The organism is Fluviibacterium sp. S390, assembly GCF_049800695.1.
GTDB lineage: Bacteria > Pseudomonadota > Alphaproteobacteria > Rhodobacterales > Rhodobacteraceae > Meridianimarinicoccus.
In genome coordinates this window covers 208,240-219,874 of sequence record NZ_JBNAFN010000005.1, presented here as the reverse complement: position 1 = coordinate 219,874, position 11,635 = coordinate 208,240, and the positions used below count along the sequence as shown (strand labels likewise).

Annotated in this window: 11 protein-coding genes; 3 read left to right on the top strand and 8 right to left on the bottom strand. The window is 64.5% G+C overall.

Features of this window, described 5'->3' with window-relative positions:
* Positions 1-67: 67 nt before the first annotated feature.
* Genes ACP15K_RS06365 through ACP15K_RS06355 form a run of 3 tightly spaced genes read right to left on the bottom strand, consistent with a single transcriptional unit; the run spans position 68 to position 3,603 of the window.
* On the bottom strand, positions 68-1,507 hold the full coding sequence (locus ACP15K_RS06365) for an NAD(P)(+) transhydrogenase (Re/Si-specific) subunit beta (protein ID WP_424990090.1): 1,440 nt from the start codon (positions 1,505-1,507) through the stop codon (positions 68-70).
* A 13-nt stretch (positions 1,508-1,520) separates the two neighbouring features.
* Entirely contained in the window at positions 1,521-3,095 is a 1,575-nt protein-coding gene (locus tag ACP15K_RS06360) for a Re/Si-specific NAD(P)(+) transhydrogenase subunit alpha (protein ID WP_424990089.1), read from the bottom strand.
* 49 nt (positions 3,096-3,144) lie between these two features.
* The gene (locus ACP15K_RS06355) at positions 3,145-3,603 is read right to left on the bottom strand and encodes a methyltransferase family protein (protein WP_193142340.1); all 459 of its coding nucleotides are present in this window, start codon (positions 3,601-3,603) and stop codon (positions 3,145-3,147) included.
* Between the two features lie 216 nt (positions 3,604-3,819).
* Here ACP15K_RS06355 and ACP15K_RS06350 point away from each other — a divergent pair, with 216 nt between their 5' ends.
* Positions 3,820-4,314: a GNAT family N-acetyltransferase gene (locus ACP15K_RS06350; protein WP_424990088.1), complete on the top strand. Its 495-nt coding sequence runs from the start codon at positions 3,820-3,822 to the stop codon at positions 4,312-4,314.
* On the opposite strand, the gene ACP15K_RS06345 is transcribed toward ACP15K_RS06350, so the two are convergent.
* From ACP15K_RS06345 to ACP15K_RS06335, 3 genes are all read right to left on the bottom strand, one after another.
* Positions 4,284-5,060: a gamma-glutamyl-gamma-aminobutyrate hydrolase family protein gene (locus ACP15K_RS06345; RefSeq protein ID WP_193142342.1), complete on the bottom strand. Its 777-nt coding sequence runs from the start codon at positions 5,058-5,060 to the stop codon at positions 4,284-4,286. The genes ACP15K_RS06350 and ACP15K_RS06345 overlap by 31 nt on opposite strands.
* 113 nt (positions 5,061-5,173) lie before the next feature.
* Entirely contained in the window at positions 5,174-5,860 is a 687-nt protein-coding gene (locus ACP15K_RS06340) for a helix-turn-helix transcriptional regulator (protein ID WP_424990087.1), read from the bottom strand.
* A complete protein-coding gene (locus tag ACP15K_RS06335) occupies positions 5,860-6,237 on the bottom strand; it encodes a VOC family protein (protein WP_424990086.1) in 378 nt (125 codons plus the stop codon). The genes ACP15K_RS06340 and ACP15K_RS06335 overlap by 1 nt, the downstream gene beginning before the upstream one ends.
* A 147-nt stretch (positions 6,238-6,384) precedes the next feature.
* On the opposite strand from ACP15K_RS06335, the gene pepN reads away from it, so the two are divergent.
* Entirely contained in the window at positions 6,385-8,934 is a 2,550-nt protein-coding gene (gene pepN, locus ACP15K_RS06330) for an aminopeptidase N (RefSeq protein WP_424990085.1), read from the top strand.
* Between the two features lie 125 nt (positions 8,935-9,059).
* Positions 9,060-9,932, top strand: coding sequence for a lysophospholipid acyltransferase family protein (locus tag ACP15K_RS06325; protein WP_424990084.1), 873 nt, complete (start codon positions 9,060-9,062; stop codon positions 9,930-9,932).
* Positions 9,933-9,950: 18 nt separating this feature from the next.
* Here ACP15K_RS06325 and ACP15K_RS06320 read toward each other — a convergent pair whose 3' ends face one another.
* Positions 9,951-10,712 (bottom strand): ABC transporter permease, encoded by a 762-nt coding sequence (locus ACP15K_RS06320; RefSeq protein WP_193142347.1) that lies wholly within the window; start codon positions 10,710-10,712, stop codon positions 9,951-9,953.
* Positions 10,709-11,635: an ABC transporter ATP-binding protein gene (locus tag ACP15K_RS06315; protein ID WP_424990083.1), complete on the bottom strand. Its 927-nt coding sequence runs from the start codon at positions 11,633-11,635 to the stop codon at positions 10,709-10,711. The genes ACP15K_RS06320 and ACP15K_RS06315 overlap by 4 nt, the downstream gene beginning before the upstream one ends.

Below are 11,635 nucleotides of genomic sequence, written 5' to 3'. Positions count from 1 at the left end.
CCCCCCCTTCGGGGGTTGGGTTTCTGCCATCAGGCCCCGGGTTTTGTCCGGGGCCTGGGGTGTGTTGTCAGTCGATGCGGGTAAGCAAGTCGTCGAGGCTTTTCTTGGCGTCGCCGTAGAACATCCGCGTGTTGTCCTTGAAGAACAGCGGGTTCTCGATGCCCGAATAGCCGGTGCCCTGGCCGCGTTTGGACACGAACACCTGTTTCGCCTTCCAGCATTCCAGCACCGGCATCCCGGCGATGGGGCTGTTGGGGTCGTCTTGTGCGGCCGGGTTCACGATGTCGTTCGAGCCGATCACGATCGCCACGTCGGTCTTGGGGAAATCTTCATTGATTTCGTCCATTTCCATAACGATGTCGTAGGGCACCCGCGCTTCGGCCAGCAGAACGTTCATGTGACCAGGGAGGCGTCCGGCAACCGGATGGATCGCAAACCGCACAGTCTTGCCCTTGGCGCGCAGGCGCTTGGTCAGCTCGCTCACCGATTGCTGGGCCTGGGCCACCGCCATCCCGTAGCCGGGGATGATGATGATCTCGTCGGCATCGTTCAGGGCCGCGGCGACGCTGTCGGCATCGGTGGCGATCATCTCGCCCTCGACCGCCATCTGCGGCCCCGAGGTGCCGCCAAAGCCGCCCAGGATCACCGACACGAAGGCCCGGTTCATCGCCTTGCACATGATGTAGCTCAGGATCGCCCCCGAAGAGCCCACCAGCGCGCCAGTCACGATCAGCAGATCGTTGCCCAGCGTGAAGCCGATGGCGGCCGCGGCCCACCCCGAGTAGCTGTTCAGCATCGACACCACCACCGGCATGTCGGCGCCGCCGATGCCCATGATCAGATGGTAGCCGATGAAGCCCGCGATCAGCGTCACCAGCACCATGGTCCAGATGCCCGCGCCGGCGATATACATGATCCCCAGCAGAACGCACAGCGCCAGCGACGCCGCGTTCAGCATATGCCCGCCGGGCAGCTGTTTGGGCTTGCCGTCGACCTTGCCCGCCAGCTTGCCGAAGGCCACGACCGACCCGGTGAAGGTCACCGCCCCGATGAAGATGCCAAGGAACACCTCGGTCTTCAGGATGCCGATCTCGACGCTGGTCTTCTTGGCCAGGGTGGCCGCGAAGCCCGCCAGCGCGCTCAGGTCGCCGCCGGCCTCCTTCAGCGCGGTCACCGCGCCCAGTTCCAGGTCGGCGTTGAGCCCGATGAAGACCGCCGCAAGACCGACGAAACTGTGCAGCGCCGCCACCAGTTGCGGCATCTCGGTCATCTCGACCCGCTTGGCCACGATGGTGCCGGCGATGGCGCCAAGCGCCACCATCAGGATCACGATGAAATAGTTGCCCATGCCTGGCCCGAAGATCGTCGCGACCACGGCAAAGGCCATGCCCACGATCCCGTACCAGATCGCGCGCTTGGCGCTCTCCTGGCCCGAGAGCCCCCCGAGGCTCAGGATGAACAGAACGGCGGCAGCGATATAGGCCGCCGAAACAAGTCCGATACTCATGTCACTGAACTCCTCAGGATTTCTGGAACATTGCCAGCATCCGGCGTGTCACCAGGAAGCCGCCGACGATGTTGATCGTGGCAATCAGGATCGAGATCGACGCCAGCAGAACCACCAGCCAGTTGCCGGACCCGACCTGCAGAAGGGCGCCCAGGATCACGATGCCCGAGATTGCATTGGTCACCGCCATCAAGGGCGTGTGCAGGCTGTGGCTGACGTTCCAGATCACCTGGAAGCCCACGAAACAGGCCAGAACGAAGACGATGAAATGCGCCATGAAACTGGCCGGGGCAAAGGCGCCCACGATCAGCATCAAGGCCGCGCCCACCCCCAGCAGGGTCACCTGCTGTTTGGTGGCGGCCTTGAAGGCGGCCACTTCCCGGGCCTTCTTCTCTTCCGGCGTCAGTTCCTTGGGCTTTTCCTTGGGCTTCTGCGCCGCGATTGCCGCGATCTTCGGCGGCGGCGGCGGGAAGGTGATCTCGCCCGCGTGGGTCACCGTGGCGCCGCGGATCACGTCATCTTCCATGTTGACCACCGGCTGACCGTCCTTGCCGGGCGTCAGATCGGTCATCATGTGGCGGATGTTGGTGGCATAAAGCGTCGAGCTTTGCGCCGCCATCCGGCTGGGGAAATCGGTGTAGCCGACCACGGTCACGCCATTGTCGGTCACGATCTTCTCGTCCGGAACCGTCAGGTCGCAGTTGCCGCCACGCTCGGCCGCCAGATCAACGATCACCGAGCCCGGCTTCATCAGCCCGACCATGTCCTCGGTCCACAGCTTCGGCGCCGGCCGGTTCGGGATCAGCGCCGTGGTGATGACGATGTCCACCTCCGGGGCCAGCTCGCGGAACTTGGCCAGCTGCGCCTCGCGGAACTCGGGGCTCGAGGGCGCCGCATAGCCGCCCGTCGCCGCGCCGTCGGTCTGTTCCTCGTCGAACTCGAGGTAGACGAACTCCGCCCCCATCGATTCGATCTGCTCGGCCACCTCGGGCCGCACGTCGAAGGCCAGGGTGATCGCGCCCAGCGAGGTCGACGCCCCGATCGCCGCCAGCCCGGCCACGCCGGCCCCCACCACCAGAACCTTCGCGGGGGGCACCTTGCCCGCCGCCGTCACCTGGCCGGTGAAGAAGCGGCCGAAGTTGGCGCCCGCCTCGATCACCGCGCGGTAGCCCGCGATATTGGCCATCGAGCTCAGCGCGTCCATCTTCTGGGCCCGGCTGATCCGCGGCACCATGTCCATGGCGATCACCGTGGCGCCGCGATCCTTCGCGCGCGCCATCAGCGCCTCGTTCGCCGCCGGCCAGAAGAACGAGATCAGGATCTGCCCCTCGCGCAGCAGATCCACCTCGGATTCTTCCGGAGGCCGCACCTTGGCCACGATGTCGGCGCCCGCATACAGCGCCGCCGCATCCGCCACGACCTCGACCCCGGCCGCGGCATAGGCCGCATCCGAAATCCCCGCCGCAGCCCCGGCCCCGGACTCAACCAGACACGCATAGCCCAGCTTGCCCAACTGACCCGCAGACTGCGGCGTCAAGGCAACCCGACACTCGCCAGGATATAACTCCTTGGGTACTCCTAACTTCAAAACTCCAACTCCCTTCAGATGTTGCGTCCGGGGCCGCGCCCCGCAAGTCTCAGATCCAGCGTCTTGTTTTCGCAGCGTAGGCATCAAACTGCGGTCCGAATTTCTCGGCCATTGCCGCCTCTTCCTTCTGGATGAACCGATCGGTGATCACCCACATGAACAACGGCACCAGCAGAAGCGACGGCACGGCGTCCCAGTAGAGGACGAACCCCACCAGAACCAGCGTGTCGCCCAGATAGATCGGGTTGCGACTGCGCCGGAAGATGCCTTCCTGCGCCAGTTGGTCCGGTACGCGGTGCGGCACGATCGTTGTGCGCTGACGCCGAAGTTCCAGCACGGCCAGCGCCATCACGATCAGCCCCGCGCCGATACACAGACCGGCCAACAGATCGAAGCCGGCACCAGGAAACCCACCCAGGGGCAGGCTTTGCGACTGGACCCGCGCGAGCCCAAGGAACAGCGCCAGCCAGAGTGGCGGCCAATCGAGCCATTTTGACAGCAGGTCCATAGCGATCGGTCCGATTCACCTGTTCCGCGCCGGGGCTGGCGCAACAATATTTCCCGTCTCTTAGACGGCTCAGGCGAATATTTCAAACACAAATAGCCGCAGTGCAGCAATTGTAGACCAAAGAAGGAGAAGCCCACCTGATCCGGATGACCGACACGCGTCCCAATCGACCGAGTTTCGCTTGCGCCTGCGCAGGCAGGCTGGAAAGGATGCTCCATGACCCGCGTTCGTCCCTATTTCGCCACCGATGCACCCGCGCTGCGCCGGATTTTCGTCGAAGCCGTGCAGGTCGGCGCACAAGCGCAATATTCAGCAGCACAGCGGGACGCGTGGTCGGGCGCGGCGCAGCATTGCCCACCCGATTGGGGCGACCGTTTGGGCGATCACCTGACCTTCGTCGCGGAACAGCACGACAATCCTGTGGGGTTCATGACACTGGGTCGCGACGGCCATCTGGATCTGGCATTCGTGCTGCCGCGTGTCATGGGCCAAGGTGTCGCCGACGCCTTGCACGACAGGGTTCTGGCCGAAGCGCAGGCGCGCGGCCTGTCCCGCCTGACGACCGAGGCCAGTCTCAGGGCGCAGCCGTTCTTTCAGCGCATGGGCTGGCGGCTGGTCACGCATCAGACCGTCGAAATCCGGGGCCAGAAGCTGGACAACGCGATCATGGAAAAGCCGCTTCAGGCGCTGCGCAAACTGCCGCTGCGCTGACCCAAGGCCCAGTCGCGCACCGCCGCGCCAAAGGCTTCGAACAGGGGGCGCGAGACCGGATCGTTGGCCGCGTTCCATTCCGGATGCCATTGCACCGACAGGGTGAAGCCGGGCGCATCGCGCACATAGAGCGCCTCGGGCGTCTCGTCCTCGGCCCAGCCATCGATGACGATGCGCGGACCGGGGGTTTTCACGCCCTGCCCGTGCAACGTGTTGGTGAAAACTTCGCGCGTGCCAAGAAGGCGGTTGAACGGCCCGTTGTCGGTGAAGCGGACGGTGTGGCGCAATTCGAACTTCTCGTGCAGCGTGCCATCGGGCGGCATCCGGTGGTTCATCCGCCCCGGCAGATCGCGGATTTCCGGATGCAGGCTGCCGCCCAGGGCGACATTGACCTCCTGGAACCCGCGGCAGATGCCAAGGAAGGGCTGGCCGCGCTCGACGCAGGCGCGGATCAGCGGCAGGGTGATCGCATCGCGGGCACGGTCGAACGCGCCATGGGCTTCGGTCTCGGCCTCGCCGTATTCCTCGGGATGGATGTTGGGTCGTCCACCGGTGAACAGGAAGCCCGAGAAATTCGCCAACAGTTCCTCGACCGAGACAAAGCGCGGATCGGCGGGGATCAGCAACGGCATGGCGCCGGACACCTCGGCAATGGCCTGCGAGTTCATGGTGCCACCGGCATGGGCCGGGTACTGGTCATTCAACAGGTAGGAATTACCGATAATGCCGACCATCGGGCGCGTCATGGGAACCTCGCGAAGCTACGACGCTCAACCGTATTCGGTTTTGATTGGCGCGTCGAGATCACTGCCACGACTGGGCGGCGCGTTTTTTTTCGGCCCGATTGTTCCGCAGCCTGTCAGAACGGCGGGCAATGTTCCATCATTCGGAAAAAGTCCTGCAAGGTGCGGCCGTGCTCGGGTCGGAAGGTGCCGGCCGGGGTGCTGCTGGCAATTCGGTCGACCCGGAACATGCGGAAGTCCTGCCGCAATTCGCACCAGGCGACCAGGGTCCAGACCTTGCCCCAGAACCACAGGCCCAGCGGCCGGATGGTGCGTGTCGTCTGCGCACCCTCGACGTCCATATAGGACAGTTCGAGCCGTTGGCGGCTCTCGATCGCGGCCTCGATGTCATCCAGCCGCAAGGCGATGGCCTCGGTCATCTCCGGCGCGAAGGAATGGATCTGCACCTGCCGGGCGCGGTCGCGCTCGGCCTCGGGCAGGACCGCCTCGATCTTGACCAGGGCTTCCTCGGCGCTGCGGGCCATGCTGGCGCCGCCCCAGGCGCGCAACAGACGCGCCCCGGCCACCAGCGCCACGATCTCGTCGCGGGTGAACATCAGCGGCGGCAGGTCGAAGCCTTCGCGCATCACATAACCGATGCCGGCCTCGCCCTCGACCGGCACGCCGGTGGATTGCAGATCGGCAATATCGCGATAGATGGTGCGTTCGGACACCTCAAGGCGTGCGGCCAGGGCGGCCGCCGTGGTCAGCCGACCGCCCCGCAGATACTGCACGATCTGGAACAGGCGGTCGGCCCGACGCATCAGGTGCCCTCGAACAGGCCGATGGAGTTGCCGTCAAGATCCTGGCAATAGGCGAACCGGCCCGCCGGGATCGGGATCGGGTCCGACAGAACCGTGCCGCCGGCCTTGCGCAGACGTTCCAGTGCCTCTTCCAGCGTGCCCGCAATGGCCAGATGGATGGTCGGCCCCTGCCCCTGCGCGGCTGGCTTGCCTTCGTACAGATGCCCCGCGACACCGCCCGCAGGGTCAGCGGTCTGGAAAACGGCGGTCTCATTGGGGCCCATCTGCTGGCGTTCCAGCTTGCCGCCCGTGGCGGCTTCGTAGAAGGCGATGGATTTGCCCAGATCGGTGACGGGGATTTCGATCCAGACGGTGGCATGATCCGGCGTGAAGCTCATGGTTGATCCTTTCCTCGGAGTTGGTGACATGCCCGTTGTGACACACCCCTCCTGACAGCATTCTGTCAGGAGGCTTCAAGCCGCCGCCCCTTGTACCGGCGCGGCAACAGGATACACCTGACACGAGGCGGCCAAAAGGAGCAGGACATGACCAAAGACAGCGCGCAACCGATCTTTCTGGCCGATTACACCCCGCCGGCCTTCCAGGTGGATCGCGTCGAGCTGACCTTCCGCCTGCATCCCACGGCAACGCGGGTGCTGTCGCGCATCGCCTTCCGGCCCAACCCCGACGCGCCCGGCCCGTTCACCCTGCACGGACAGGATCTGACCCTGATCCGCGCCACCATCGACGGCACCGAAGTGACCCCGACGCTGACCGGCGACGGCCTGACCTGCCCGGTGCCCGACGCCCCTTTCGTCTGGGAAGCCGAGGTCGAGATCAATCCCGAGGCCAACAAGGCGCTGGAAGGGCTGTACATGTCCAACGGCATGTATTGCACGCAATGCGAGGCCGAAGGGTTCCGCAAGATCACCTACTACCCCGACCGCCCCGACGTGATGGCGCCGTTTACGGTGCGCATCGAAAGCGATCTGCCGGTGCTGCTGTCCAACGGCAATCCGGCCGCCGCCGGCGACGGCTGGGCCGAATGGGACGATCCCTGGCCGAAACCGGCCTATCTGTTCGCCCTGGTGGCGGGCGATCTGCACGCCCATCGCGACAGTTTCACAACCGCCTCGGGGACATCGGTGGACCTGGCGATCTGGGTGCGCGACGGCGATCAGGACAAATGCGCCTTCGGGATGGAAGCTCTGAAAACCTCGATGGCGTGGGACGAGCGCGTCTATGGCCGCGAATACGATCTGGACGTGTTCAACATCGTGGCGGTGGATGATTTCAACGCCGGCGCGATGGAGAACAAGGGGCTGAACATCTTCAACTCTGCCGCCGTTCTGGCCAGTCCTGAAACCGCCACGGACGCGAATTTCGAACGCATCGAGTCGATCATCGCGCACGAGTATTTCCACAACTGGACCGGCAACCGCATCACCTGCCGCGACTGGTTCCAGCTGTGCCTGAAGGAAGGTCTGACGGTCTATCGCGACCAGCAGTTCACCAAGGACGTGCGCTCGGAGCCGGTGAAGCGGATCGACGATGTGCTGGTGCTGCGCAGTGCCCAGTTCCGCGAGGACGGCGGCCCGCTGGCCCATCCGGTCCGCCCCGAGAGCTTTGTCGAGATCAACAATTTCTACACCGCCACGGTCTATGACAAGGGCGCCGAGGTGATCGGCATGCTGCACCGGCTGGTGGGCGACGCCACCTATGCCAAGGCGCTGGACCTGTATTTCGACCGGCACGACGGGCAGGCCTGCACCATCGAGGATTGGCTGAAGGTTTTCGAAGACGTCTCGGGCCGGGATCTGAGCCAGTTCAAGCTTTGGTATTCCACCGCCGGTACACCGCATGTGAAAGTCACCGACGACTGGACCGATGGCACCTATGCGCTGACCTTCCAGCAAAGCGTTCCAGACACGCCGGGCCAGACCGACAAGCCGCCCATGGTCATTCCCATCGCCGTCGGCCTGCTGGACACCGATGGCACCGAAGTGGTGCCGACCCGCGTGCTGGAAGTGACCGAGGCCCGGCAGAGCTTCACCTTCAACGGTCTGTCCACACGTCCGGTGCCGTCGATCCTGCGCGGCTTTTCGGCCCCGGTGAACCTGCACCACCCCCTGACGGCCGCGCAAAAGCGCCTGCTGCTGGCCCATGACACCGACCCGTTCAACCGCTGGGAAGCCGGGCGGGCGCTGGCGCGTCACGCGCTGCTGGCAATGCTGACCGACCGGGCCGCGCCCGATCCGGCCTATCTGGAGGCGCTTCAGGCGCTGCTGGCCGACGACAGTCTGGACCCGGCGTTCCGGGCGCTGGTGCTGCGTCTGCCCAGCCAGCAGGACCTGACGCAGGCCCTGTTCGACGCGGGCCATGTGCCCGATCCGCTGGCCATCCATGACGCACTGACAGCCATGGAAACCGCCATGGCCACCCATCTGCAGGCGGATCTGGTGGCGCTGTTCGATGCGCATCAGGTGCCCGGCCCCTACCGCCCCGTGGCCGAGGACGCGGGCAAGCGGGCGCTGGCCAATGGGGCGCTGGCGCTGCTCAGCCGCACCGACGCGGGCGCGCGGGCCAAAGTGCAATATTCTGAAGCTGCCAACATGACACAGCAAATGGCCGCCTTGTCGGCGCTGCAACGTATCGATGCCGCCCACGACGCGCTGGAGCATTTCCACAGCCAGTGGCAGCACGAGCGCCTGGTTCTGGACAAGTGGTTCGGCCTGCAATCCGGCCTGACCCCACCGGCGCAGGCCGTCGCAACCGTGCGCCGCCTGACCGAGCATCCGGATTTCACATGGGAGAACCCCAATCGCTTCCGCGCGGTCTTTGGCGGGTTCTCCAGCAACCTTGCGGGGTTCCACGATCCCTCGGGCGAGGGGTATGCGCTGATGGCGGACTGGCTGATCCGTCTGGATCGCCTGAACCCGATGACCACGGCCCGCATGACCACCGCCTTCGGGACTTGGAAACACTATGATGCCGATCGTCAGGCGCTGATGCGCGACGCCCTGGAAAAGATCGCCGCAGTCCCGGTTTTGTCGCGGGATACCAAAGAGATGGTCACACGAATTCTGGCGGGCTAAGACTGCAGCAGGGCGCGGTTTACTGCCGCCCTGCCCGCCATCGTGTTCGCGTGGATGGAACCGTGCAGGGTGTTGCGGTAGACTTGCGTCACACCGGCTTTGCAAAACCGTGGTTGGGTGCCCCGATGAAAGACAGAATCGACCCCCTGATCGAAGAACGCGCCCCGTGGCTTTACGCGGGCCATCCGTGGTCTGCGCCTTCGCGGATTCTGTTGACGGGAATGCTGGGCTACAACAAGACCATCCGCCTGGGCGAATACCTGGAAGACAAGCCCATGGACGTGATCATGGGCACCATGGGCGAAATGCTGGCCAAGGATGTTCAGGTCTCGGGGCTGGAGAATATACCCCGGCAGGGCGCGGCCCTGATCGTGGCCAACCACCCCACCGGCATCGCCGATGGCATCATTCTGCATTCGGTGCTGAGCGGCATCCGGCAGGACAGCTATTTCTACGCCAACAGCGATATCCTGAAGGTGCTGCCGCAGATGGAGACGCTGATCGCGCCGGTCGAATGGCGCAAGGAAAAGCGCAGCCATGCCAAGACCCGCGAGACCATGGCCTATACCCGCAAGGCGGTGGAACAGGGGCGGCTTGGCGTCATCTTCCCGTCCGGCCGCCTGGCCAAGCGGCGCGGGCTGAAGCTGTACGAACGGCCGTGGATGGCCTCGGCGGCGATGATCGCGCGCAAGTTCGACCTGCCGGTGATCCCGGTCAACGTGCGGGCGCGCAACTCGGCGCTGTTCTACCTGTTCGACCTGATCCACCCGACCCTGCGCGACATCACCCTGTTCCACGAGACGCTGAACAAGCACCGCCAGCCCTATCGCATCACCGTCGGAGAGCCGATTTCCCCGGCCTCGCTGCCCGCGAAATCCGACGAGGGGATCGAGATGCTGCGCATGGCGACGCTGGCCCTGGGCGGACGCTATGCGCCATCGGTGTCGCTGGTGCAGAACACGCGCCTGCCGGCCTGGGCGCGCCCGGCGCTGGGATAGACCGCGGCGGTTGGCGGCTCAGTCGCGCAGGCGATAACCGGTCTTGAAGATCCACCAGACCACACCAAGGCAGATCGCGGTAAACCCGGCGATGGCCAGAAGGCTCCACCCGACAGCCACATCCGAAGCCCCGAAGAACGACCAGCGGAAACCCGAGATCAGATAGACCACCGGGTTGAACAGCGACACGCCCTGCCAGAACGGCGGCAGCATGGTGATCGAATAGAAACTGCCCCCCAGAAACACCAGCGGCGTGATCACCAGCAACGGGATCAGTTGCAACTGTTCGAAATTGTCGGCCCAGATGCCGATGATGAAGCCCAGAAGGCTGAACGACAGGCAGGTCAGCATCAGGAACAGCAGCATCGCGATCGGGTGCTGGATGTCGAGATCCACGAAGAAGAAGGCCGTCAGAAGGATGATGATGCCGATCAGGAACGACTTGGTGGCCGCCGCGCCGACGTAGCCAATGACGATTTCCAGGAATGTCACCGGCGCCGACAGATGTTCATAGATCGTGCCCATGAACTTCGGAAAGTAGATCCCGAAGGAGGCGTTCGAGATCGACTGGGTCATCACGCTGAGCATGATCAGCCCCGGCACGATGAAAGCGCCGTAATCCACGCCCTCGACCTCGTCGATGCGCGAGCCGATGGCGGCGCCGAAGACCACGAAATACAACGAAGTCGACAGCACCGGCGAAATCAGGCTTTGCGACAGGGTGCGGAAAAACCGGGCCATTTCGAAGCGATACATGGTCAGGATGGCTTGCGGGTTCATGGGCGATCCTTCACCAGATCCACGAAGATATCTTCCAGAGAGCTTTGGCTGGTTTGCAGATCCCGCAAATGCAGGCCTGCGTCCGACAGGTCCGACAACAGCCGGGTGATGCCGCTGCGTTCGGCCATGACGTCATAGGTGTAAATCAGGGCGTTGCCATCCTCGACCCGTTCCAGCGCATAGTCCGACAGGGTGTCGGGCAGAGTGTCCGCCGGTTCGCGCAACTCCAGCCGCAGCTGCTTCTTGCCCAGTCGTTCCATCAGGGTGGCCTTTTCCTCGACCAGCAGGATCCGGCCGTCGTTGATGACACCGATGCGGTCGGCGATGGCCTCGGCCTCCTCGATGTAATGGGTGGTCAGGATGATGGTCACGCCCTGCGCCTTCAGACGGCGGACGATGTCCCACATGTCGCGGCGCAGTTCCACGTCGACGCCGGCGGTGGGTTCATCCAGGAACAGCACCCGTGGCTCATGCGCCAGCGCCTTGGCGATCAGCACCCGGCGCCGCATGCCGCCCGACAATTCACGGGTAGAAGCGTTGCGCTTGTCCCACAGCGACAGTTGCCGCAGCACGTCCTCGACAATCGGATCCTTCGGGTTCTTGCCGAACAGGCCCCGCGAGAAGGCCACCGTCGCACTGACACGGGCGAAGGGTTCCAGCGCCACTTCCTGCGGCACAAGACCGATCATCTGGCGGGCGCCGCGAAAGTCGTCGATCACGTCGTGTCCGCCGACGGTGATTTTGCCCGAGGTGGGGATGGCGATGCCGCAGATGGTCGAGATCAGGGTCGTCTTGCCCGCGCCGTTCGGCCCCAGCAGCGCCAGAATCTCGCCTTCCTCGATTTCAAGATTGACGCCTTTCAGCGCCTCGAAGCCGTCGGCATAGGACTTGTGCAGCTCTTGCACGGAAACGATGACGGACAA

Bases quoted from the DNA above. Each gene is read 5' to 3' on its own strand.
- ACP15K_RS06320 (WP_193142347.1), bottom strand. From the start codon at position 10,712: ATGAACCCGCAAGCCATCCTGACCATGTATCGCTTCGAAATGGCCCGG.
- ACP15K_RS06345 (WP_193142342.1), bottom strand. From the start codon at position 5,060: ATGACGCGCCCGATGGTCGGCATTATCGGTAATTCCTACCTGTTGAAT.
- ACP15K_RS06355 (WP_193142340.1), bottom strand. From the start codon at position 3,603: ATGGACCTGCTGTCAAAATGGCTCGATTGGCCGCCACTCTGGCTGGCG.
- ACP15K_RS06340 (WP_424990087.1), bottom strand. From the start codon at position 5,860: ATGCGTCGGGCCGACCGCCTGTTCCAGATCGTGCAGTATCTGCGGGGC.
- pepN (WP_424990085.1), top strand. From the start codon at position 6,385: ATGACCAAAGACAGCGCGCAACCGATCTTTCTGGCCGATTACACCCCG.
- ACP15K_RS06365 (WP_424990090.1), bottom strand. From the start codon at position 1,507: ATGAGTATCGGACTTGTTTCGGCGGCCTATATCGCTGCCGCCGTTCTG.
- ACP15K_RS06325 (WP_424990084.1), top strand. From the start codon at position 9,060: ATGAAAGACAGAATCGACCCCCTGATCGAAGAACGCGCCCCGTGGCTT.
- ACP15K_RS06335 (WP_424990086.1), bottom strand. From the start codon at position 6,237: ATGAGCTTCACGCCGGATCATGCCACCGTCTGGATCGAAATCCCCGTC.
- ACP15K_RS06350 (WP_424990088.1), top strand. From the start codon at position 3,820: ATGACCCGCGTTCGTCCCTATTTCGCCACCGATGCACCCGCGCTGCGC.